The following is a 24161-nucleotide window of genomic DNA, read 5'->3' on the forward strand; positions in this document are numbered from 1 at the left end:
CTACCCCCTTCCGTTTTTACACATGTTAATTGCTGTTTTCGCTCATCTTAATTCACATGTAAAAGCATTGAAATCTCGAATTTATACTTTACATAACTTTTACACTTCAAGACATTTCTAAACTCGCTTCTGACCTCACTCTATACTTTAGTACAGGAAAAGTGTAGGAAGCGGAGCCGGATATCTTAAAATAAATCGCCCCATACAAGCTGTGTATGGGGCGATAAATCATTGTCCCTTTTGAGGGAGTTTATAGCTGAGTTATCTCGAGCCTTAGAGACGGTCTATCCATTCTTTAAGCTCATGCTTTCCTTTCCCAATCTTTTGCTGAAGCCTGCCCAACCATTCGTCCTGTTTTCCTTCTTCGTAAGTCAGGTCGTCATCGGTCAGGTCGCCATACTCTTTTTTGATCTTGCCCTTCAGCTCATTCCAGTTGCCGCGGGCTCTATATTCTTCTTCTCTCATTTTTCTATACTTGTTTATAGTTGATTATACTTTAATAAACGGTCTAGCAAATAAAAGAGTTAGGTATGGGTGGCTTTTCCTTGTGCTGGCAGGGCATGAAAAAAGCCGGTAGCGCTGCTGCACCCCGGCTTTTTCTATACTTATACTTTACACTTAAGCTAACTTCTGCAGAATAGTCTTGAAACTAACGGCTTTGTCGATGTAGCTCTTCAGTTCGCTGATTGGCATGCGTACCTGCTCGCGCGTGTCGCGGTCGCGTACGGTCACGGTGTTATCCTCCAGTGTCTGGTGGTCTACGGCGATACAGAAAGGCGTACCTATCAGGTCCTGGCGGGTATAGCGCTTGCCGATGCTGTCGCGGTCTTCGTAGATCAGGCTGAAATCAAACTTTAAGTCATTGTAGATCTCAGTAGCTTTTTCAGGCAGACCGTCTTTCTTGGTCAGCGGAAGGATAGCGGCTTTTACTGGGGCCAGCGCCGGGTGCAGCTTCAGGAAAGTACGGCTCTTGGTGCTATCGCCCTCCGTGATTTCTTCTTCGGTGTAGGCGCTGCAGAGCACCATCAGGAACAGTCGGTCGGCGCCTACGGATGTCTCCACTACGTAAGGCACGTAATTGCCGTAAGGCTTGCCTTCTTCGTTCAGGTCGTTATCGAAGTACTGTAGCTTTTTGCGGCTCAGCTCCTGGTGCTGTGTCAGGTCGAAGTCGGTGCGGGAGTGGATACCCTCTACCTCCTTGAAGCCAAACGGGAATTCGAACTCAATGTCCAAAGCGGCGTTGGCGTAGTGGGCCAGCTTCTCGTGGTTGTGGAAGCGCAGCTTGTCTGTTGGCACACCGATGGCCTCATGCCACTGGCGGCGCGTGTCTCTCCACTTCTCATACCACTCCATCTCCGTGCCAGGTCGCACAAAGAACTGCATCTCCATCTGCTCAAACTCGCGCATACGGAAGATGAACTGGCGCGCCACAATCTCGTTACGGAAGGCCTTACCAATCTGCGCAATACCGAATGGCACTTTCATGCGGCCGGTCTTCTGCACGTTCAGGAAGTTTACAAAGATACCCTGTGCCGTTTCGGGGCGCAGGTAAATAGTGCTCGCATCTTCGGCCACGGAGCCCACCTGGGTAGAGAACATCAGGTTAAACTGACGCACTTCCGTCCAGTTGGTGGTGCCGGAAATAGGGCATTTGATATTTTCTCTGATGATAAGTTCACGCACGCCATCCAGGTCCTCGGCGCCGAGCAGCTTGCCCATTTCCACCAGAAGCTCGCTGGCTTTCTCGTAGTGGCCGTCTTTCTCATACTGGGCGGCTTTCTCCTCTATCAGCACATCGGCGCGGTAGCGTTTCTTCGAGTCCTTGTTATCGATCATCGGGTCGTTGAAACTGTCCACGTGGCCGGAGGCTTTCCAAACCAGCGGGTGCATGAAGATGGACGCGTCCAGGCCAACCACATTCTGGTTGAGCTGCGTCATACTCTTCCACCACAATTGCTTGATGTTGTTTTTCAGCTCCACGCCCATTTGGCCGTAGTCGTACACGGCTTGCAGGCCATCATAGATCTCGCTGGAGGGGAATATAAAACCATACTCCTTAGCGTGCGAGATAATATCTTTCAGCTGAGCGTTTTCTACAGGTGTTTTTTCTTGTGTCGCCATAGCGCAAATATAGCTTTTAGTGTCTGATTATACTATTTGCCCTCTTATACTTTTAAATTGTCGCTATTCCCCTCGTGCAGCTGCCTTCTTTCCCTACATGTGCCTTCTTTTCGGCCGTGCTGGCTTCGTACTACGTACGTGTTAACAATTTCTTAACATTGCACGATAAAACTTAACAATGGTATAACCTACCTTTGCACCGTTTTTATTTCTCACTCATACTTAGAAAGATGGCTAAGACTAAGAAAAAGCCAGGTCCTGTAATGCTCGCCAAGCCGCACAAGTTCACAAAGCGGTATAGTCTGGCGGATGTTCTACTGCGTAAAGAAAAGAAGTTCCTCTATTTTATTGCCTTCTCTCTGATTGCCGCAGGCGTTCTCTACCCATACCCTTCCATTGCCATGTGGGTAGGCTTTGCCTTTGCCGGGTACTCTGCCATTGCTAACGACAGTATCCAGACAATAGGTACATTCATCGGCTCAAACGAGGATAAGAAATGGTACTGGCAATGGCTGTTCATGGGCCTGATCTTCGTGTTCACGGTAACGTACAGTTGGATTGTTTTTGAGGGGGATGTTTCCTACCAGCGCCTTGCCACCCCAGGGCTGGATAAAACGCCTACCAACTTCGTCTACCTGCAGTTGGCCTCTCCTATCATCCTGCTGCTCCTGACAAGGTTCCGTATCCCGGTTTCCACCACGTTCATGCTGCTTAGCGTCTTCACGGCCACATCGGGTACCATCCTGAGCATGATCAACAAAAGTATAGCCGGTTATTTTGTTGCCTTTTTCTCGGCTTTGGTTATCTACCTGATACTTACAAAGGTTATCAAACGGTTTATCAAAGGGGAGGCACACGTATCCTGGACGGTTGCCCAGTGGGTGATCAGCGGTTTTCTTTGGTACACGTGGCTGGCGCAGGACCTGGCGAACATTGCCGTATACCTGCCACGCCAGCTAAACATCTATGAATTCCTTGTATTTACAGGGTTTATCTTCTTTGGCCTTGGCTTCCTTTTCTATAAGAAAGGCGACAAGATTCAGAACATCATCAACGAGAAGTCGGAGGTGCGTGATGTGCGCAGTGCCACCATTATAGACCTTGTGTACGCCATCATCCTTTACTTCTTTAAGGAGGTGAACAACATCCCGATGAGCACGACCTGGGTTTTCGTAGGTCTTCTGGCCGGCCGCGAGCTGGGTATGCGCCTGCGCGCCCACGATTCTTCAGTTAAGTTTGCCAAGACGTTTAACCTGATTGGTAAGGATATCCTTTCTGTTGCGATTGGCCTTATCATCTCGATTATACTTGCTGTTGCCATTAACCCAGTCATACAGCAAGAGCTAATTAACTTTTTCTTTGAGTAAGCCTCGGCTTACTGCATTAAAAGCCCGGTTTAGGCCGGGCTTTTTTTATGTGCGGGGTCTGTGGATTTCATCAATTCATTTAACCTTAAAAATCACCTTACTTGCTGTAAAGCCGCATTTGGTTATACTTATCCACGTGGGAATATATACTTGAGAGGGCATAAAAAAGCCCCGGCTATACTTTATAGCCGGGGCTTTTTATGAATTTATACTTTTGTATGGCTTATTTCTCTGGCCAAATCACCTCCAGGTCATCGCTGATGAAGACACCGAAGTTAATGGCGATTAGCTGATCCTCGTCAAAGTATAAATCGATCATCTCTTTCTCGAAGGAAAGGCGGTTCTCACCCGTTTCGGTTTCATCCTCCTCGTAGTTGGTGATGTCGTGGTCGGCAAAGAGGCGGATGATCTGGTCGCGGCTCATTTCAAACACGCGCTCCCCGAAAATCTGCACTTCGCGGTTGGCGGTTTCAATGCAGCTGAGGCGGTAGTCGTCCTCTTTGTCGAAGTATAAGGAGTAGCCCTCTTCCCAGTAGTTCCAGGCCTGATGCTCAAACTCATCCTCCTCATCAGACTCTTCAACCTCCTCCGGTTCGCCTATCAATTCCTCAACTTCGTCCATTGTCAGGCCAAACTTGATCTTACCAAGTCCCTTGCCTAACCTGATGTCTTTATTGATCATGTTCAATTAAGTGATTTTATATTTGCAAAGATACGGTTTTTACCTTCAGTAAGGTTTTCTTTTTATTTTGATAATGTGGTGTCTTCGTGCAGTTTACTGAAGCTGAAAGTATAAACTTTACCGCCTTTATAAAGCTTCAGGTACGTAGCGTATGCCGGTTTGCTGATGCTGTCGCCCTTGGTAGCAAATGCTGAAAACCGCTTTTTTTGGTTACCAGTTACAGGTGTTGGGATAAACATATACTTTTCCTCGCTATTCTCCACCTTAAAGTATACTGCTCCTGCGCTTGCTGATACATTAGTTATCTTCCCATTGATAGCAGAAGTATAGAATAGCTCAGATTCCCGCTTCCCTTTTTCTTTTACCCTGACGTGATTCCAGAAATTAAACGAAATAAATACCAACAGTGCGGCGGCTACCAGGTAGGGCTTCTTCATACTTTGTACGTTGCCTCAAAAGCGGCCTTCATACTTTTATACTTCTCATGCTGCTTGGCCTGCTCCCATTTCTCCTTAAATATGGCTGCGGACGCTGCTTTTTCAGGATCGGGGTCCAGGGGTAGCTGCGGACGACCATGCGCGCCGCTCTGGCCTTTCTTGTCGTCGGGCACGGCCCCTTTATACTTTTGGCCGCTGCGGTGGTTGGCATAGCGCCTGCTGCGGGTGTAGCCCATCTGCAGAAACTTCCGGGCCATGTCCGCTCCCACAAAGTCGTTTTGCTGCAGGTACTCCAGAAACAACGCATAAATTCTCTCGCTCGACTCGCGCGCCACCTCGGGGGTTTTAAACCGCCAGTAAGGTAGTATCTCCGATTTGTAAGGTTCTACCAGCAGCACGCCCTGCTCGCCCTTGCCCACACGGTACAGTTCCGGCTGCTGCCTGAAGTCTATACTTTTAAAGTCGAGGTTGTAGTTAAACGATTCCTTCTTCCCTGTCTGAGCCATAAAGTGCAGGCATGCCTGTAATCGGATTCTCTTCGATAAATGGATACTGCTCCGGATAAATAATGATAAAGCTGTTATCCTTATAATTTCTGGCAAGTATACGCGGCACGTTATCCATGTTGCTGCTGTAAGAGATCGTTTCCCTGCGCGCCGCAATCACAATCACTATGTCATCCGGGCTCAGTTCTCTGTGCATTCCGTCAAACTCCCTGAAATTTTTATACGGCAGATACTCTGCATCAATAGCTGGCTTGGTTTGCTGCACCGCCTGCTTTATCGCGTTCAAAGCACTTTCATGGTTTCGAAATACGACCTTTGCCCCCAGTTGCTGTGCCAGAATCTTAATAGACCTGATCCATCTCAGGAATCCCCTCTCCAGTTCCGCGTTGCTGGGCACTACTACCACCAGGCGGCTTGTGGTGTTAAGGGGCTTGATGATCTTACACACCAGGATCATCTGCTCGGTGTTCTCCAGCAGGTTATCCAGCACTGTTCCGAAAATACGGCCGCTGGTCGTGATCTTGGCGTTCCAGCCTATAATCACTTCCGTGATCATCAGTTCTTTGATAGCGCGTAGTATACCACTGGCGATGTTGATGTCAATTTTTGAAACCAGCTGTACGTCATTATCGGTGGCGGAAGCGTGCTTAATAGCCTCCTGCAGCATTTTGTTCTTCTTATAGATCTCCTCCTCGGCTCGCTCATCGTCTATCACCACAGCCAGCGGGTAGATGGGCTCGTTGTAGTCCGGGTTCTTCATCATGATGGCCAAATCCACCAGGCTTTCGATGTTCTTCGGGTTGGCGATTGGCACCAGTATTCTGTCCGGCTTTTGGCTTAAGTCCGGTTTCTTCTGGCTCTCCACTATCGCCAGCGCCCTGCCCGATTTCTCCGTTACAAAGGAGCTCACCAAACAGGACACCAATATGAGTACGATTGTGCCGTTTAGTGCTTCTTCGTTTATCATGCCCAGGTTAAAGCCCACCAGAATCACCGCCAGGGTAGCGGCAGCGTGCGCGCTGCTCAGGCCAAAGATGAGGTTCCGTTGGGTGCTGGTGTAGCCGTAAATCTTCTGCGTTGCCCAGGCTGCCAGATACTTTGTTGTCAGGGCCACCACGACGATGGTGCCTGCAATAATCAGTGCCTCCGGCCCCCTTAGCAGTACCCTCACGTCTACCAGCATGCCCACACTTATCAGGAAGAAGGGGATGAACAGGTTGTTGCCCACAAACTCGATGCGGTTCATTAAGGGCGAAGTATGCGGGATAAGTTGATTTAGCGCCAGGCCAGCCAGGAACGCTCCAATAATTGCCTCAACGCCTGCCAGCTCTGCCAGAAAGGCCGCCGCAAATACCATCGTCAGCACAAAGATGTAATGTGCTCCTTTCTCACTCTCCAGTTGCTTAAAAAACCATTTGGCAATGATGGGGAATATGTATGTTACGATGCCGCTGAATATGGCCAGCGAGATGCTTAGCTTAATCCAGTAAGACATACCGACATTTCCTTCTGCAGAACCTGCCACCACCGCCAGCACCAGCAGTACCGCCGTATCTGTGATAATGGTGCCGCCTATGGTTACCGTCACTGCCTCGTTTTTGCTAATCCCCAATTTACTGGCTATGGGATAGGCGATAAGGGTATGGGACGAAAACATACTTGACAGAAGTATGGCCGGGGCTATATCGTATTGAAATACATAATGGAATATGGCCGTGCCTATCGTGATGGGGATTAAAAAGGTGAGCGCACCAAAGCCCAAGCTTTTGTTCTTGTTCTTCTTGAACTCGATCATATCGACCTCCAGCCCCGCCAGGAACATGATGTAGAGCAATCCCACCGTTCCGAACAGTTCTATGCTGGCATCCCTTTCCAGTATACCAAACCCATAGGGCCCGATTAGCACGCCTGCCAGAATCATCCCCACTATGCCTGGTATCTTGAACTTGTTCAGAACAATGGGCGCGATCAGGATGATGAGTAGTACGAGCGTGAAGATGAGTACCGGTGCCTCGAACGGGAGTGTCAGGTCAATTTTTAAAAGCATTTCTTATTCTCTTGTGTAGCTTTCCGTTTTTTGGAGTTTCAATATACACATTTTCTTCTGTGTCTCCTGCTTGTGTAAGTCCCCTGCCCTGCTTTACATGCCCCTCTTTTCAAGCTTTCCACACTTTACGACATCTAATAACTTTTATAAAATGATTTTTTAAAAAGAATCTTCTTTTGTCTTTAGGGCTGTTTATAAGTGGACAACTCTACTCAAGTTTGTGTACTGGCCATAACTTGTGAACTGCAGCTTTACTTATCACCATATTCCGGGTTACACTGTGAATTTTATTTCTCTATGCTAGAACGGTTTAAATGTGTTTTCCACTTTTTGCCCGTTTGTGTGTATTTCTTTATAAACACGAAACAGAAACGTGGAAAAGGGCAGAAAGGGTGGGAGATTATACACCGGTATCCACTTTTTACCCTCTGTGTAAGCCCTTGTTTGGGTGTGTAAGATATGTGCGTGTAAGTTGTTCCTACTCTTACCCACCTTTATCCACACATTTAAACACATCTTTGTGGATTAGTAAAAAATTATTTCCCGCCGCTCTTTTCCCTTCGTTTCTTTCGCTGTTGAGCTCCTCACATTAGCGATTCTTATACATCCGATGTGGCCTGTCATGTAACCATCTTCAGTAGAATTACACTTGTGTATCTATATGAATTAAGTACGCATGAGTTTCCGGGTTGGGCATTTACACATCCCTTTATTTATGCAGCAAGTACGATTGTGATTTGGGGAAGGGTTGGCTTACCAGTTCGTGTCTGTAGGCTGGCTATACTTTTTAGGTTCGTTTCACTGCTAATTGGCAGCAGCTATGGGTGGGATGGTGTGGAGAGTGTGGGCACAAAAAAAGGAGAGGCGTTTACCTCTCCTTTATATGTTATACTTTACCCTTTAAACTTCGGGCTACTTAGAATTCGATGTCTAGATCCTCCAGCTCCCAGTTGGCCCTTACTTCAATCATGTTGGGATACATTAATACCGGCTCAGGCTCCCGCTCCAGCTTTGGATCGGCGCCATCCCATTTGCCGTTGTTATTTTCATCTACCAGTATGCGTAGGTAGTAGGTGCCTGGGGCTACGTTTCTAAAACGATACGTTTTGCCTGGGCCTCGTTCTTCTACCACTTTATAGTCGCTTGTCAGCAGCTGCAAAGTATAGGATTTATACTCCGTTGTAATAGAACCGCTGAAACTTCCTGTTGACCCTTTTCCTTCTGCTATACTTAGCTGCAGTGGCGGGAACGAGATCGGCTCGCCTTGTAACGGAAGTATGGCGGTGCTGTCAAGCATCAGGGTCAGTTGCCGGATGTTGTTGCTGAGGCTGGGCAGCGTAAAGCTGATTTCGGTGTTGGTGCGGTCGAGCCTTACTGCCTCCGGGTACTGTAGTTCTTCTACCACTATACTGTCGGCCATTAGTGTAACTGGCGTTTTACCAGCAATGCGTACGGGCGCCTGAAGTTCTACGGTTACCTCCTGCCCTGCCCGGTACCCTTCGTTCTTTCCGGTGTTCATAACCTTAAGTGTTGCCCCTCTCACACGTGTGGATGGTTTTCCTTCAAACGCGATTTGCAGTGAGTCTGAGGTGATATTTCCCGCAGAATCCACAGCCGCAAGTATGGCTCTGCCGCCGCTGAAGGCGTCTGTTTTAAACAGCTCTATTGTCTTTCCATCCGGCAGCGGCTTAGAAACTAGCGTGTCTTTCTTATCTGCCGACACCGCCGTGAATTGCTGAATCCCTTCGTTGTACCCAGCCACAAACCGATCGGTAAACCTGCCCCTGTTCATAAGAATAGGCTTCTTGGTATCGATTCTTACTGTCTGCAACTGCACGCTGTCCGTGGTGGAGGTAATGGTGATGGGTTTGGCCAGGTAGGCGATGCGCTCTTCCTCGGAGTCGTAGAAGCTGTTGTTGTTTTTATCGAGCAGGGCGTAGATGCGGTAGCTGCCTTCCTTGACATTGCGAAGGCTAAAGTTACCCTGGTCATCGGCATTAGTCAGGTAATAGGGGCGGTTCTTTCTTACGCTCATGGTGTCTCCCGCCTGGTATAATAGCACCATGGCTCCCTTCTCAGGAGTTTGCTTCATCAAGTTGATCACATTGCCTGCTATGCGTGCCGAGTCTATATAAGATCCAGAGCTGAAGGAGAGGATGAGGTCCTGCGCTTTGTTCTTTTCCGTAATATCGGTTACCCCTTCTCTAAAGTTGAACGTGAAGGTGGTGCTATCCTGCAGAGGCTTTTCGAACTCCAGTACAAGCTGGGTTTTGTTTATCACTACCTTATAGGGGTTGTTGATATTTGGGGTGATGAGGAGCTCACGGTTTAACGTATTTTGCTGAATCTCTTCATCAAACTCCAACGTGACGGTGCGGGTATCCACATTCAGTTGCTGGTCTGTTGGGTTACTTCTCAACAGCTTTGGTGGTTCCTCATCCCGTGGTCCGCCCTGCGGGGCGCTTTGTGTGGCGCAGGCTACCACCCCGGTTGTTATGCCTGCCGCTAATAGTGCTCTAAGAAGCTTCATCGGCTGTGTTGTCTTTAAATCAAAATAGGCAAACTTCCGCTTGCCTATCTTATCTTTCACGCAAATTTGGCGCTATTATTTTCTTTTTGCTACAAAAATCAGACTTGAGTAATCGTTGCCGTTCTTTTCGGCGTAGCTGTTGGACCGGTAGCCGTTCATTACACTGCTGATCATGCTTGTTTTACCCTGCTTGTGCTTCTCGCTTAGCATGCTGACGTAGTAGGCGTCAAACTTCATGGGCAGCACCTCCTCCAGCTGCATTTTATGCTTTTTCAGGAAGCGCTTCATCGTTGGCTGCGTGAAATGGTACAGGTGGCGCGGTACATCATAGGCAGCCCAGTTTTCCTTGTACTCCTGTGCGTCATGTGAGTCAGCGTTGGGCACGGCTATCACCATAGTCCCATCCTCCTGCAGGTGGTCCAGCAATTGCTCCATCGTCTCGTTCAGCGTATGGATATGCTCCAGCACATGCCAAAGCGTTATGACCTCGAACTTTTCGCCCTCTATATCCTCCAGATTGGCAGCTACTATCTCCCCTGTTTCTTCGGCTGCTTTCTGACGTGCTTTGGCGTTTGGCTCAATGCCTCTTATCTCCCAACCATCTTTTTTACAGGCCGCCAGGAATACGCCGGTGCCGCATCCATAGTCCAGTATGCTTCCTTTTACGGGGGCATACCTGTTGATAAGCTCCACTTTCTGCTTAGTGGTAATGGACCGCACTACATGATAGGCCCTGTTGATAATTCCACTTTTCGTGTCCGAATGCGAGACGTATTCATCTGAATCATAGTACTGGCCAATGCTTGCGGCATCTGGTCTTGGATTGGTGAATTTGAACGAGCAGTTCTCGCATTCCACAATCACAAAACTCTCTTTTGATACGGCGTTGTCTTTAACGACTAAAAAGTTCTTAAAGGCTTCTTTGCCACAGATTGGGCATTGTTCCAGTCTTTCGTAGCTCATTTATTTTCCGAGGTATACCATTAACACCGATATGTCTGCCGGAGACACACCACTGATTCTGGAGGCCTGGCCTATTGTTTCAGGCTGTACCTTCAGCAGCTTTTCCTTTGCCTCTTTTGATAAGGCAGGTATGTCGCGGTAATTGATTTTACCTTTGATATTGTAGTTCTCAAGCTCGCTTACTTTAGCGGCCATCGCATGCTCCTTCTCAATGTAGGTTTCATACTTTACTTGTATGCCTGCCTGCTCCACGCTTTCTTTCCCGAACTTGCTCAGGAATTCCGCTACTGCCGGCACTGCTTTAGCGATATGTTCTATCTCTACATTCGGCCGCTTAATGAGCTGCCCTGCACGCTGCTTTTCTGCTATCGGAGCAGAGCCCAATTCTTCTAAAAGCCTGTTGATATCTCCAGGCTCAATAGGCTTGCTGTTCAAGTAGGAGATGATTTCTGCCGTTTCCGCTATCTTCTTATCCACAGCCTTCAGGCGATTTTCATCAGCCAGCCCCAGCTCATAACCCATCCTGGTCAGGCGTATGTCGGCGTTATCCTGGCGTAGTAGAATACGGTGTTCTGCACGCGAGGTGAACATGCGGTAAGGCTCGTCGGTGCCTTTGTTTACCAGGTCATCAATCAATACACCGATGTACGCTTCTGATCGTTTTAGTATAAACGGTTCTTTGTCGTTTATCTTGTTGTGTGCATTAATCGCTGCCATCAATCCCTGGCAGGCGGCTTCTTCATATCCGGTAGTTCCGTTAATCTGGCCGGCGAAGTATAGGTTCTGCACCAGCTTTGTTTCCAGCGTCAGGTTAAGCTGCGTTGGCGGGAAGAAGTCATACTCTATCGCGTAGCCAGGGCGGAACATCTTGGCATTCTCAAACCCTTCGATCCTGCGCAGAGCCTCGTACTGCACGTTTTCCGGCAAAGAGCTCGAGAACCCGTTCACGTATACTTCCACGGTGTTCCATCCTTCCGGTTCTACGAAAATCTGGTGGCGATCGCGCTCCGAGAAGCGGTTAATTTTATCTTCTATACTTGGGCAGTAGCGTGGACCTAATCCTTGAATCCTGCCCTGGAACATCGGTGACTTCTCGAAACCTGTTTTCAAAATCTCATGTACCTCCGGGTTGGTATATGTGATGTAGCAGCTGCGCTGTTGCTGGAGTGGCTCGGTGTCGGTGTAGGAGAATTTGCTTGGGTTCTCGTCACCAAACTGCTCCTCCATGCGGCTGTAGTCCAGGGAGCGTCCGTCCACGCGTGGAGGTGTTCCAGTCTTCATGCGGCCTGCTTCGAAGCCCAGTTCTTTCAGCTGCTCGGTAATACCTTTCGCTGATTTTTCTGCGGCGCGGCCACCGCCCACTTGCTTCTCGCCGATGTGGATAATCCCATTCAAAAACGTGCCATTGGTTAAGATAACGGCCTTTCCACGGATAGTTATCCCCAGGCTGGTGCGTACGCCTACAGCCCTACCCTGCTCTACTTCGATGCCTGTTACCATCTCCTGCCAGAAGTCCACGTTCTCCGTTTGCTCTAGGCTCAAGCGCCAGGCTTCAGCAAACCGCATGCGATCGCTTTGCGCGCGCGGGCTCCACATGGCTGGCCCTTTCGACTTGTTGAGCATACGGAACTGTATCATGGTTTGGTCTGTGATGATACCGCTCATGCCGCCCAAGGCATCCACCTCACGAACTATCTGCCCTTTTGCCACGCCACCCATAGCCGGGTTGCACGACATCTGCGCGATAGTGTTCATGTTCATAGTGGCCAGCAAAACCTTCGAGCCCATCTTTGCTGCAGCCGCCGCGGCTTCGCAGCCTGCGTGCCCAGCACCAACAACTATAATATCGTATTCTGGAAACATGTATTCTGAATTTTGAGATGTTTCACGTGAAACATCAGCAGCGGATAGGTAATTCCTTTTGAGACTAAAATTTGCGCAAAGATAAGGAAGAATCTTCTTCTTTACGCATAAGGGCCTCCTGCTCTTCTGTCTTATCTCTGAAGCCGAGCAGGTGAAGCACGCCGTGAATCAAAACACGGTGCAGTTCATCTTCAAAAGGAAGGCCTAAGTCTTTGGCATTATCCCGGACGCGGTCTATGCTAATAAAGACATCACCTTCAATAATGCCTTCCTCGTCGGCATTGTTGAAGGTGATAACATCAGTGAGTGTGTCGTGGTCGAGGTACTCTACGTTAATCTCGTGCAGGTAATCATCGGAGCAAAAGATGTAGGTAAGGCCGCTCAGCTCTTGACCATGGTGCTGTATGACGTCTGAAATCCACTCCGATACCTGAGCTGGGTTGCTCAGTTCAAAATCAATGTCCTCGCTAAAGAACTCAATTGGGTGATCCATTCTCCAGGTTAGGGATGTTAAAAATCAACTGTACTTTTTTGCCCTCATCAAGGAAGTTCACCTCATCGCACAGGTTGCGCATCAGAAAGATGCCCCTGCCGCCGGGGTTCTCCAGGTTTTCAGGCGCGGTGGGGTCTGGCAGGTTTTCGTAGTCGAAACCGGGGCCCTCATCGGCCACCTCAAAGAGCAGCTTGTTTTCCTCTACCTGGAGTGTGAGGTAGACGTTCTTGTCCTTGTCAAATTTGTTGCCGTGGCGAATGGCGTTGTTTACAGATTCCGTAACAGCAACCATAATGTTGCCATAGATGTCGTCTTCAAACTCAAATTCGTCTTTAGAGTTATCAATGAAGCTCTCAATAACTCTAATGTTTTCAATTAGGGAAGGAATCTGAATTTTAACCTGATTCATATTAATCGCTAAGTGTAAATAGGTGCTTTATTACTTGCTTATGTTGTTGAAGTACTCGTTTACCTTCTGCTTGTAGTATGGTGTAAGCGCAGGAGGTATGGTCTTGAGCAGTTCGGTTTGCTTCTCTTTTGCCTTAATATACTTTTCAAACGAAGGGGGAACTTTGCGTGCAATATCCTGTGCGGTCTTTGCCTCCCGTTTATTGTCCAATTCCCGTTCCCTTGCGGATTTCTCTGCCTCTAGTAAACGTGTCAGGATTTCGCGCTGCCGCTGAATGGTCTGCTCGGTCAAACGTTTATTAACGAGATCAGTTTCGGATTGTTCCATCATCTTGTTAATATTTCCGAGATCGCCATTCTGCCCTTTCTCGCCCGGTTTGGCACCCTGTTTCTCCAATTCTTTCAGTGCATTACGAAGAGCCTCCTGCTCCGCAGCCAATTTAGCTAATTCTTCAGAAAGTGCCTTGCCCGACTTGCCTCCTTTTTTCAAATCGTCTATTTTTTTGTTCAATTGCTGCTGCAATTCTCCCAAATTCCCAGGCATGGGCTTGTTGCCTTTCTGTTTGCCGGCCATACCGCCCTGCATTTGCTGCATGGCCTGCTGCATTTGCTTCAGGGCATCGTTTAGCATCAGGGCCAGGTTGTTCATACTGGTCATGGCGAGTTGCTGCTGTGCGGTGGCCCTACCCACATTGCGGTCGCGGAGCTGCTGCATGCTATTATCCATACTTTGGTTCATGGCGGCCACCTCGCGCGTCACAAACGACTCTATCTGAAACACCTTTTTTGCCAGGGCAAAGAGGCTGTCCTCTATCACCTGGGCATTGTCGCGCAGGCTGAGCTGGCGCTGCGAAAGATCCACGAAGCGCGGGTCGCTCTGGTGTACGCTCCGGAACTGCTTCATCAGGTCCTCCTGGTCAAAAGAGAGCGTGATGAGGTTCTCCAGGATGTCGCGCAGGTTGTCCAAGTTCTGCTGCATACCCGCCATACTCATGCTGCTTTTCATTTCCTCCATCTGCTGGGCCATCTGCTGCATCTTCTGCCCTGCCTTCTGCTGCGACTCGCTGGCTTTCTTGTTCTGGTTCTTCTGCAGCTGCTCCTGACTCTGCTGCATGTCCTGCTCTATACTTTGCTGGTCCTGCTGTTGTTGCTCCTCATTCAGCTGGTTGGGGTTGCTCAGCTTTTTGTTCAGGTCATTGAGCTCCTCTAGCTGCTGCTTCACATCCTCAAACTCCTGCTGCAGCTGCTTTTGCCGCTCCTGCAGCTGTTCGTTGCTTTCCTGTTTCTGCTCGGTTTTCTGGGCCAGTTCCTGCTCCTTCTCCCCCATCTCCTGTAGCTTGCTGGCAACGTTCTCCAGCTTCTGCTCAAACTGTAGCTGCTTAAACAGCTCCAGCGCCCGCTCCAGCTCGCGCTCCAGGTTCTTCTCCCGGTTATCAAGTTTGCTCAGTAGTTGGCGCAGCTCAGCATCGTTTGGCTGCTGTTCCTGCAGGAGTTTCTCCAGTTCTTCGTAAAGCTTCTTAGTTTCCGGGTCGAGAAGGTCGTTCATGAGCTTCTGCAGCTCCTGCGCCTTTTCAGCCAGCTGCTGGCTCGGCTCGTTGAGCATGTTCTGCTTCTTGTTGAGCTCCTCAAAAAGCTCCTTCATCGAGCTGATGTCCTGCTCCAGCTGCCGCTTCTTTGCAGCCAGGTCCTCGAGCTGCTTGCGGTCCTGCCAGTTCATGTCGCGCCTGGTTTTCATTTTCTCCTCAGAGCGAGAAATTTCCTGCTCCAGCTGGGTAGCACGCTCCAGGGTCTTGCTCATCTGGCTGGCTATTGACTGGGAGTTGCTGTCCAGCTCTTTCTGCAGTTCGCGCTTGTCCGGCACCCTAAACTCGAAGCTGCGGGTGCGGGCGCTCTTAGGGCCGCGCAGACCGTCGTTGTCCCATACCTGCACGAAGTACTCCAGCTTGTCGCCGGGCTGCAGGTTCAGGGCAGCCGTGTTCCACTGGTAATAGTACGTTTGGCTAAGCTGCTGCTTGTTCAGGGGCAGGCTTATACTTTTATACTTTGCCTGCGGGTTTTGGTCGTTGCTGATGCGGTAGAGAAGCGCCAGCCGAGTCAGGCCGTAGTCGTCCGAAACGTCGCCGCCAAGCACCATATACGAGAACAGGGCCGTATCCTGAAATTGCTCCAGGCTGATCTGCGGGTTGCGGTCCGGAATAGCGGTAATCTGATAGCTGATTTGCTCTTTGTTGGCGCTGTGCTCGTTGCGCAGGCTTATACTATAGTTCTGGCTCTGCTTAATGTCCTTGCTGGCAGTGAAGCTGTTGCCGTCCTTCTGTGCAGTTATACTTTCAGATGGCTCCTCAAAGGCCAGTTTTATACTATCCGTTTCGGAAGTAGCGAAGTTCCAGGTAATGGTGCTGCCCTCTGGCACGGAGGCGTTACCAGTGTTCTGCACCTCCTCCGGTTTGCGGTTAAGGTATTTGGGAAACTGCACCAGCATCCGGAAATCCTTCAGGTTAGGGCGCGAGAGCAGGTTCAACGTATAGCTGTCGGAGAAAAAGCCAGAACCTTCGAGCTGGAAATTTACGGGGCGCTGCAGCTGCTTGAATGTATAGGTATAGCCTCCGCCCTTGGCGTTTGGCGTCAGCCGCTGCCGCCGGCCATTGTAATTAATATATACTTCGCTGGGGATGGATTTTCCCTCCACCGCCACGTCCAGTGTAAAGTCCTCGCCCCGGTAGGTCTGCAGCGCCTTGTTCTGCACCACAAAATCAAAGGGTGCCTGTGGCGTGTAGTGCGTTTTATAGTTGATGATGCGCTCGGTGCCCTGCACAAAAATGGTGGGGTACACCAGCAGGATGAGCAGCGCCACAAGCGTGGGCAGGGCGATGTACTTGAGCAGCGGCCTGTTCTCGCGGTACGATACGGCCTCCTTAAACTTAAAGGAAAGCAGTTGCTGGCTTCGCTGGGCTATACTTGCCCGGATAAGCTCGTTGCTACGGTCCTGCTGCTGCAGCTGAATCGCGTTTAACAGCTTGTCGCGTATTTCGGGGAAGTGCATTCCCACCTGCTGGGCCGCCTGCTCGTCGGAGAGAATGCGCCGTAGCCGCACCAGCGCCGAGGCTGGCAGGGCAATCCATCTCACAAACACATAGATAACCGCCGCCACAAACGAAAACAACAGGAACGCCCGCACATACTGCGGGAAATAGAACATGTACTCCAACAGGCTGTAGACGATGTAAACGGAAAGCAGGAGCCCAACCGCGAAAATCCCGCCCCGCAACAGCATGTTGAGGTAGAATTTCTGCTTGAACTCCTGCAATTGATGCAGCAACTGATCGAGTGCATCGGTATGTTTCATGTCTCTCTGTTACTAAACTAAGGCATGGCGGCTATAGTTGTAAGTTAAGCAAATCCATCTAACGCATTATACTTCAGGTAATAAAAAAGTATAAATACCTATAGTATAACTGTGGTCCGGCGCATTTTAGTATACTCCTACCCTACTCCAGTTCCAGCAGCACCGGGCAATGGTCTGAGTGCTTTGCCTCGGTAAGTATAGCAGAGCGCTTCAGGCGGTCGCGCAGGTTTTCGGTGGCCATGTTATAATCAATACGCCAGCCCAGATTTTTGTTGCGTGCCCCGGCGCGGTAACTCCACCAGGTATAGTTGTGCGGCTCCTGGTTAAAGTGGCGGAACGTGTCAATAAAGCCGCTACCCACCAGTTTACCCATCCACTCGCGCTCCTCCGGCAAAAAGCCCGAGCTCTTAGCGTTCGATTTCGGGTTGTGGATGTCAATGGGTTTGTGGCAGATGTTATAGTCGCCGCTCACCACCAGACCCGGCAATGTTTGTTTCAGGTCACCGATGTAGCCGTGGAAGTCGTCCATCCACTGGAACTTGAACTTCTGCCGCTCCTCGCCGCTGGAGCCCGAAGGCATGTATACGCTCATCACGGAAACATCGCCGTAATCGGCGCGCAAAACACGGCCCTCGAAGTCATAACATTCTATGCCGCAGCCTACTTCCACGTGCTGCGGCTTCTCTTTGGAAAGGATGGCCACGCCGCTATAGCCCTTCTTTACCGCCGGGTGCAGGTACACATGGTAGCCCAGGTCCTCGAAGCGGGTCCTGTCGAATTTGGATTCGTCGGCCTTTATCTCCTGCAGGCACAGCACGTCCGGGTTGGCGGCCTTCAGCCAGGTATCAAAGCCTTTGGTAATAGCGGCACGGATGCCGTTTACGTTATAGGTAATAATCTTCATGGGTGAATATGGTAGCGTATCAGGTATCAGGTAGCACGGTTTTTCTTCTTTCCACTATCACTGGGAAGCAGAATAAGAGAGGCTACAAGTATAAGTTTAAGGATTTTATACTTCTTCATGGGCTTATACTTTAAGTTTATACTTTACCGAAAGTCGTGCTACCTGATACAAAATGCGTGCTACGGATTAGGTTTACGGATATCGTCGGCTCGGTTAAAATACTCAATCACGTGCCATTTAAGCATCTGCTCCTGCTCTTTCAGGTTGGCAAAGGGAATAGGTTTGGCAGCCTTAAAGTGCGGCCAGCCCTCTTCGTCGCGGCCGGTAAACTCGTAGTAGCCCGATTCAGCGAAGACGCGGCAGGTGGCGATGTGCATCAAATCCTGCTTTTCTTCTTTGGTAAACTCCCGGATGCCCATGCCCAGCTCCTGAATCCCGATCAGGAAAAGGATGGCGTTCAGGTCCGGCTTTTTACCGAAGCGCCTCATCAGGTCGGCCCGCAGCTGTGTCCAGTTATGGTCTAAGTTTTCGCTGTCGTACATCATTTGATTGTTAGTAGTTAATTGCTGATTGTTATACTTAACAACAATCAGCAATTAACAATTAGCCATAATTTATTCCGCAGATCCGCGCTCTTTCAGTTCCTCCCAGTACTCCACGGCGCGGCGGAAGTGCGGGATGACGATGGAGCCGCCCACCAGGTTAGCAATGGAGAACACCTCCATGATTTCCTCGTCTGTCAGGCCCTCCTCGTAGCACTTGCCCACGTGGTACTTGATGCAGTCGTCGCAGCGCAGCACCATCGAGGCCACCAGGCCCAGCATCTCCTTTGTTTTTACGTCCAGGGCGCCGGCCGCGTAGGTGTTGGTGTCGAGGTTAAAGAAACGCTTAATTACTTTATTGTCGTAAGACATGATGCGCTCGTTCATGCGCGTACGGTAGTCGTTGAATTCTTCTACTAAGCTCATTGTTAGGTTATTCTTATTAAGGATGACTGTGTAAGGAGTCCAAATATAAAGTTACGGCAAAATCATCAGAATACCTTAAACCATACTTGCCAGCCAATGTTCGAAGACCTGCTGAGTCTGCTCTTCCCGGAAACCTGCTATGCCTGCAGCGGCAGCCTGGCGCGCGGCGAGAAGTATATCTGCACCAACTGCAGCGTAAAACTGCCCTACACCGATTTTCATGTGCACGGGGCCACCGAGCTAAACCCGCTGCAGCGCAGGTTCTGGGGCAAGGTGCCGGTACGCTTTGCCTTCTCCTATCTATACTTCAGGCCAAAGGGCCGGGTGCAGCGGCTGTTGCACCAGCTAAAGTATAAAGGCGCCAAAGAACTGAGCGAGCACCTGGGGCAACGTTATGGCTCCCTCCTCTCCGATTTCCAGTACAACAACCAGTTTGATGTGATCGTGCCAGTGCCGCTGCACAAGTATAAATTGCGCCGCAGGGGCTACAACCAGGCGGAGTGGTTTGCCAAAGGCCTTTCTAAAAGTATGCGCCTGCCCTTCCACGGCAAGGTTATACTGCGCACCACCCACACGGGCACCCAAACCCGTAAAAGCCGCCTCGACCGCTGGCACAACGTGGAGCAGGTGTTTGAGGTGGCCAAGCCAGAGCAGGTACAGGACAAGCACGTATTGCTGGTGGACGATGTGCTGACAACCGGCGCTACTCTGGAGGCCTGTGCCCGTGCCCTGCTGGCCGCGGGCGCTACAGAGGTAAGCATAGCCACCATTGCAGCGGCATAGCGGCCAGGTTATACTTTGCAGCTACAAAGACGGACCGGATGCGGTTAGTTTTCGCCTTGTGCGGTTATTTTTTCGTAGTCAGAGGAGCTGCTTCAGAGGCAGTTTTTAAGATAACGGATGAATGACTATGGTGATGAATAACAACACTGCTGAAAATAATGGTACAGATGTGGTACTGATTGGGGCTGGCATTATGAGTGCCACTCTGGGCATGATGCTGAAAGAGCTGAACCCAGACCTAAAAATTGAAGTGCTGGAACGGCTGGATGGAGCCGCCGCCGAAAGCTCCGATGCCTGGAACAATGCCGGAACGGGCCATTCCGCCTTCTGCGAGCTCAACTACACGCCCGAAAAACCCGACGGCTCCATCGACATCACCAAGGCGGTGCGCATTGCCGAATCGTTCGAAATCTCCAAGCAGTTCTGGGCCTACCTCATCAAGAACAATATCATCGAGCTGCCCACCTCCTTTATCCGGAACATTCCGCACATCAGCTTTGTGTGGGGCAACGACAACGTGGATTTCCTGCGCAAGCGCTACGAGGCCATGGTGCAGTGCCACTTGTTTGATGAGATGGTGTACACGGAGGACCGTGAGCAACTGAAGGAGTGGATTCCGTTGGTGATGGAGGGCAGGGACAGCGCGGATCCCGTAGCTGCCACCCGCATGGATCTGGGCACAGACGTGAACTTTGGCGCCCTGACGCGCAGCATGTTCGACTATTTACAGAATAAATGCGGCATGGAAACGCACTTCGGCCATGAGGTGCGGAAGTTAAAACAGATGGAGGACGGCCGCTGGCGCATCACCGTGAAGGACCTGCAGACGGGAGAGAAACGCAAAATGTATACCCGCTACGTGTTTATTGGGGCCGGAGGCGGTGCACTGCCACTACTGGAAAAATCGAAAATACCGGAGGGAAAAGGCTACGGAGGCTTCCCGGTGAGTGGGCAATGGTTGCGGTGCATTAACCGATCGGTTATAGAAAAACACGAAGCCAAAGTATACGGAAAGGCAGCCGTGGGCTCGCCACCTATGTCGGTGCCGCACCTGGACACGCGGTACATCAACGGGAAGCGCGAGCTGCTGTTCGGACCTTATGCGGGTTTCTCCACCAAATTCCTGAAGCGCGGCTCGTTCATGGACCTTCCCAAGTCAATTAAACCTACCAACCTGCGGCCCATGATTTCGGCCGGTTTGCAGAACATGTCCCTCACCAAATACCTCATAGACCAGGTACGCCAATCGCCGCTGGACCGGATTGAGGCGCTTAAGGATTTTTACCCGGATGCCCGCCCGGAGGACTGGAAACTGGAGGTGGCCGGCCAGCGGGTGCAGATCATCAAAAAGGATGCTGACAAGGGCGGTGTGCTGGAGTTCGGAACAGAGGTGGTAAGCGGTGCTAACTGTACCCTGGCGGCGCTTTTGGGGGCTTCTCCGGGGGCCTCTACGGCCGTTTCCATTATGCTGAGCTTGTTGGAGCGCTGTTTCATGCACCGCATCAACACCGAGGAGTGGCAGGTAAAGCTAAAAGAGATGATCCCGTCTTATGGCCAGTCGCTTGCCGGAAACCCTGCCCTGCTGGACCAGGTGCGCTCTTACACCAGCGAGGTGCTGGGGCTGGTGCCGGCTACAGCGAAGAGATAGAGCCTATAATGCCTATAATAAAATATACCCCATAGCAGGATATGAAGTATAAGCATCCACTGCTATGGGGTATAAAATATGGCCTGTGCTTAAGGGAGGCTACAAAAGTGTAAGTACAACGTCAGGTAAAAGTATAAAACAGGAGCAACAAGAAGCTGCTTCTTAAACTTGACGACGGCTTCACAGCCGGAGAGTCGTTCGTCTAAAGTCCCTTTGTCCTTCTTAGCTGCTTGTTTGCTCCCGGTGCACATCCGATAAGGAAGGCTCTGCATACTCTATTTCCTCTGCCGTTTCCAGGTCGTCCAGCAGTTCCTTTACCACGGCGTAGTTAATGTTTAGCGGCACCTCCAGCACAAAGAAATCCTCGTTCACCTCCACCGACACGCAACCCAACTCGGCAAACTTCCGGCGAATATCCAGCAAAGGTGTTTCCTCATTCTGGCGGATAACCTGTATGGTGGAGTTGCCCGATGGCTGCACCGTTTCCTTGTACAGCAGCCCCTCCTCCATGGCGTCATAGGTGGCGCGCACCACATCCTCCGTGGCAATTAGCGGCACATAGTATGGGATGCTGTCTACCCGATAGAGGTCCTGCGCATCCTCCACCTTTTGTGCCCATAGGGTTTCTGTCATCTCGCGCTCAAAAACATCGCTGTAGAAACGGAAGATGATCTTATAGCCTTGCTCCTTCTCGTTCATCTGAAGTATAAAGTATAAAAAAGTAAAAGCCCGAACCTTAGCCCGGGCTTTTACTTTTACTATGTGTAACTGATATTGTTCTATCTGTTTGAGCCAGCGTTGATCATGGCGCAACGGAAACCGATGGTAGCTGTAGAAGAATCCTGAGCCATGAAGCGGCGTGTACCAGGAGACAACCAGTAAGCTACGTCTTTCCAAGAACCTCCTTTGTAAACGCGAACCTCATCGCTTACCAGGGAGTGGTATCCTTCGCTGGAGTCATAGTTAGTAGACTCGTCCAGGAAGCCGTCACGACGGAACGGGTTCAGGTCTTCCACATCCTGGAAAGAAAGCGGACGGTACACGTCCTGCACCCACTCGTTTACGTTACCAGCCATGTTGTACAGGCCGAAGTCATTTGGCGGATAGGCGTAGATGTAGTCAGTGATCATGGCACCATCGTTCAGGGAGCCTGCAATACCGGCATAGTCACCGCGGCCGCGCTTGAAGTTAGCCATGAACTTACCCATTTGCTTGCCATACGGATTACGCACCTGATGGCCATCCCATGGGTAAATACGGCGGTTATTCTGGTTTTCGTCTTCTGTGTACTGGGTGCCGATCATAGCCTGCGCTGCATACTCCCACTCAGCCTCTGTGGGCAGGCGGTAGTTCGGCAGCACGTAGCCAGACTCGATAGATGGCTTCTCGCCTTCAGTGGTCTCGCCACCTCTGTTACGACCAAACAGACCTCTTCTGCCACCACCAGTTGCCTGCTGTGCCAGAATCTGGTTTACCTTGTTGGTACGCCAGATAGCGAAGTCGTTTGCCTGCAGCCAGCTCACGCCTACTACCGGGAAGAAGCGGAAGCCTGGGTAGCGCAGGTAATACGTTACATACGGGTCGTTGAAGGAAAGCTGCTGAGACCAAACAGTAGTATCCGGCAGGGCAGCCTGGTATACTTCCGGCAGCGAGTCACGCTTCAGGTCGTGCAGGTACTCCAGCCAGTGTATGTTCGCTACTTCGGTTTCATCCATATAGAAAGAAGCCACAGTCACGGTGCGCTCCACGTTGTCGCGCGTCATGGCGATGTCCTCCTCCATTGAGCCAAGTACGGTGCGACCACCCTCAATAAAGACCAATCCTGGACCTTGCGGGAACTCGGCGTAATCAGCTACGTCGAAAGCATTCTCGTCTTCGCCATACTCAGCGCCGGTGGCAGAACTGTAAGCGCCAGGGTTTGTGCTGGTTGGCTGGCCACCCTTACCACAAGCAGTGAGCAGCATGCCTCCTACAACCGCAGCCGATAAATACTTGATTAACTTCATAAAATAGTACCTAATTTAGATAAGGTTCTTGTAACGTAAATTAATGTGCAATTATAAATAATATTAGAATGCCGGACAAACAATGCCTCTGTTAATTTTGCGGTTTAAACGGCTCCTAAACAAATTGTTAAAATCAGCCCCTTCAAAAACCAGCGAAACCTCGTTTGTGCCGCCCATTTCCCTGCTAATTCCCTTCAGCCCCACATCGTGGCTGAAGCCTGCCCTTAGCTGCTCTAGCTGCAGGCCCGCCATAAGGGACAAGGATTGGTCCTGGTTAGTTCCACCTACAGCGGGTACTCCTTTGTATATTATCCCTAACGTCAGGGGTGTGTATTTAGTATAGAGCCCTAAATCTAATCTTTTAGAACTTTGCTGATGTATAAACGTGGCTGCCGGCGTAAAGCTCAGCTCGAATAACTGACCGCGCTCTTCATACGATCTGGCGTAAAATTTATACCCGGCGACGGCCGTGAAGCGCAGGGGCAGCTTGGTTGTTTGGCTCAGATCATACGTGGGCTGGTTGAGGTGCGCGGCGGTAAGCCCCACCCAGGCTTGGCCCGAGTATAGCAGACCGCCCACGGTAAAATCTGTATAGGTATTGGGATTAAACTCAAGCACTTCCGCCGATCTCACGGCCACCATGCCGTTGTCCGACAACTGGTCGCCGAAGACCAGGTTGTCGTAGTCGAGGTTGAGGCGATTTATACTTGCCTGCAGCCCCGCCGACATGGCCCAACTGTCGCTCAGGTTGGTGTGGTAGGCATAACCCAGCCCGGCCTGTAGTTTTTTGAGCCCCCCTACCCCGGCACGGTCCTGCTGAAGGGTCAAGCTAATTGCACTTTTCGAATCGGGTATACGGAAGGCAGCGGCCAGGGAGTTGGTAACAAAGGAGCCGTTGAGCGTAGGCCACTGCTTGCGGTGCGACACCCCGACGCTCCAGCTGTGGTCGAGGCCGGCAAAGGCGGGGTTGAGGAACAGGCGGTTGGCGTACTGCTGCGTGTGCTGCACATCCTGGGCCGCGGAAGTATACATCCACAGGCAGGCCATGCCTAGCAGCCATATCTTTTTTAAACCAGCACCCATACCTTA

At 50.5% G+C, this 24161-nt stretch carries 21 protein-coding genes; 3 read left to right on the top strand and 18 right to left on the bottom strand.

Annotated features, from left to right (window positions below):
- Positions 1 to 273: 273 nt before the first annotated feature.
- Complete coding sequence (locus BM040_RS10380; protein WP_092100847.1) at positions 274 to 465, bottom strand: CsbD family protein; 192 nt, start codon at positions 463 to 465, stop codon at positions 274 to 276.
- A 153-nt stretch (positions 466 to 618) separates the two neighbouring features.
- Positions 619 to 2121, bottom strand: coding sequence for a glycine--tRNA ligase (locus BM040_RS10385; protein ID WP_092100849.1), 1503 nt, complete (start codon positions 2119 to 2121; stop codon positions 619 to 621).
- Positions 2122 to 2351: 230 nt separating this feature from the next.
- Between BM040_RS10385 and BM040_RS10390 the strand changes: the two genes are divergently transcribed.
- Positions 2352 to 3488, top strand: a complete 1137-nt coding sequence (locus tag BM040_RS10390; RefSeq protein WP_175491036.1) for a hypothetical protein — start codon at positions 2352 to 2354, stop codon at positions 3486 to 3488.
- A gap of 223 nt (positions 3489 to 3711) precedes the next feature.
- Here the strand turns inward: BM040_RS10390 and BM040_RS10395 are convergent, their stop codons facing one another.
- The 13 genes from BM040_RS10395 to BM040_RS10460 all read right to left on the bottom strand — a co-directional run bounded on the left by BM040_RS10395 (position 3712) and on the right by BM040_RS10460 (position 18635).
- The gene (locus BM040_RS10395; protein WP_092100851.1) at positions 3712 to 4170 is read right to left on the bottom strand and encodes a hypothetical protein; all 459 of its coding nucleotides are present in this window, start codon (positions 4168 to 4170) and stop codon (positions 3712 to 3714) included.
- 62 nt (positions 4171 to 4232) lie between these two features.
- Positions 4233 to 4607 carry a hypothetical protein gene (locus tag BM040_RS10400; RefSeq protein ID WP_092100853.1) on the bottom strand — a complete coding sequence of 125 codons (375 nt, stop codon included), beginning with the start codon at positions 4605 to 4607 and terminating at the stop codon, positions 4233 to 4235.
- Positions 4604 to 5113: a DUF4385 domain-containing protein gene (locus tag BM040_RS10405; protein ID WP_092100855.1), complete on the bottom strand. Its 510-nt coding sequence runs from the start codon at positions 5111 to 5113 to the stop codon at positions 4604 to 4606. Before BM040_RS10405 ends, BM040_RS10400 begins: the two co-directional genes overlap by 4 nt.
- The gene (locus tag BM040_RS10410) at positions 5082 to 7160 is read right to left on the bottom strand and encodes a cation:proton antiporter (protein ID WP_092100857.1); all 2079 of its coding nucleotides are present in this window, start codon (positions 7158 to 7160) and stop codon (positions 5082 to 5084) included. The genes BM040_RS10405 and BM040_RS10410 overlap by 32 nt, the downstream gene beginning before the upstream one ends.
- 916 nt (positions 7161 to 8076) lie before the next feature.
- The gene (locus BM040_RS10420; RefSeq protein WP_245756182.1) at positions 8077 to 9750 is read right to left on the bottom strand and encodes an Ig-like domain-containing domain; all 1674 of its coding nucleotides are present in this window, start codon (positions 9748 to 9750) and stop codon (positions 8077 to 8079) included.
- A gap of 15 nt (positions 9751 to 9765) precedes the next feature.
- The gene (locus BM040_RS10425; RefSeq protein ID WP_092100861.1) at positions 9766 to 10653 is read right to left on the bottom strand and encodes a class I SAM-dependent methyltransferase; all 888 of its coding nucleotides are present in this window, start codon (positions 10651 to 10653) and stop codon (positions 9766 to 9768) included.
- Positions 10654 to 12516 carry a tRNA uridine-5-carboxymethylaminomethyl(34) synthesis enzyme MnmG gene (gene mnmG / locus BM040_RS10430; protein ID WP_092100863.1) on the bottom strand — a complete coding sequence of 621 codons (1863 nt, stop codon included), beginning with the start codon at positions 12514 to 12516 and terminating at the stop codon, positions 10654 to 10656. It abuts the gene before it with no gap.
- 64 nt (positions 12517 to 12580) lie between these two features.
- On the bottom strand, positions 12581 to 13009 hold the full coding sequence (gene ybeY, locus BM040_RS10435; protein WP_092100865.1) for an rRNA maturation RNase YbeY: 429 nt from the start codon (positions 13007 to 13009) through the stop codon (positions 12581 to 12583).
- Positions 12993 to 13418, bottom strand: a complete 426-nt coding sequence (locus BM040_RS10440) for an ATP-binding protein (protein ID WP_092100867.1) — start codon at positions 13416 to 13418, stop codon at positions 12993 to 12995. Before BM040_RS10440 ends, ybeY begins: the two co-directional genes overlap by 17 nt.
- A 30-nt stretch (positions 13419 to 13448) precedes the next feature.
- A complete protein-coding gene (locus tag BM040_RS10445) occupies positions 13449 to 16763 on the bottom strand; it encodes a DUF4175 family protein (RefSeq protein WP_092100869.1) in 3315 nt (1104 codons plus the stop codon).
- Positions 16764 to 16905: 142 nt separating this feature from the next.
- Positions 16906 to 17667: an exodeoxyribonuclease III gene (locus BM040_RS10450; RefSeq protein WP_092100871.1), complete on the bottom strand. Its 762-nt coding sequence runs from the start codon at positions 17665 to 17667 to the stop codon at positions 16906 to 16908.
- Between the two features lie 179 nt (positions 17668 to 17846).
- Positions 17847 to 18212, bottom strand: a complete 366-nt coding sequence (locus BM040_RS10455) for a hypothetical protein (RefSeq protein WP_092100873.1) — start codon at positions 18210 to 18212, stop codon at positions 17847 to 17849.
- Between the two features lie 69 nt (positions 18213 to 18281).
- A complete protein-coding gene (locus tag BM040_RS10460; RefSeq protein WP_092100875.1) occupies positions 18282 to 18635 on the bottom strand; it encodes a carboxymuconolactone decarboxylase family protein in 354 nt (117 codons plus the stop codon).
- Between the two features lie 96 nt (positions 18636 to 18731).
- On the opposite strand from BM040_RS10460, the gene BM040_RS10465 reads away from it, so the two are divergent.
- Both BM040_RS10465 and BM040_RS10470 read left to right on the top strand, forming a co-directional pair.
- Complete coding sequence (locus tag BM040_RS10465) at positions 18732 to 19418, top strand: ComF family protein (RefSeq protein ID WP_245756183.1); 687 nt, start codon at positions 18732 to 18734, stop codon at positions 19416 to 19418.
- Between the two features lie 133 nt (positions 19419 to 19551).
- Entirely contained in the window at positions 19552 to 21066 is a 1515-nt protein-coding gene (locus BM040_RS10470; protein ID WP_217646770.1) for a malate:quinone oxidoreductase, read from the top strand.
- A gap of 222 nt (positions 21067 to 21288) precedes the next feature.
- On the opposite strand, the gene BM040_RS10475 is transcribed toward BM040_RS10470, so the two are convergent.
- The 3 genes from BM040_RS10475 to BM040_RS10485 all read right to left on the bottom strand — a co-directional run bounded on the left by BM040_RS10475 (position 21289) and on the right by BM040_RS10485 (position 24155).
- Positions 21289 to 21765, bottom strand: coding sequence for a DUF4265 domain-containing protein (locus BM040_RS10475; RefSeq protein ID WP_092100878.1), 477 nt, complete (start codon positions 21763 to 21765; stop codon positions 21289 to 21291).
- An 80-nt stretch (positions 21766 to 21845) separates the two neighbouring features.
- Complete coding sequence (gldJ, locus tag BM040_RS10480; protein ID WP_092100880.1) at positions 21846 to 23072, bottom strand: gliding motility lipoprotein GldJ; 1227 nt, start codon at positions 23070 to 23072, stop codon at positions 21846 to 21848.
- A gap of 63 nt (positions 23073 to 23135) precedes the next feature.
- A complete protein-coding gene (locus tag BM040_RS10485) occupies positions 23136 to 24155 on the bottom strand; it encodes a PorP/SprF family type IX secretion system membrane protein (protein WP_092100882.1) in 1020 nt (339 codons plus the stop codon).
- Between the last annotated feature and the right edge of the window lie 6 nt (positions 24156 to 24161).

It is taken from the genome of Pontibacter chinhatensis, from assembly GCF_900113285.1.
In the GTDB taxonomy this organism is placed as follows: Bacteria; Bacteroidota; Bacteroidia; order Cytophagales; family Hymenobacteraceae; genus Pontibacter; species Pontibacter chinhatensis.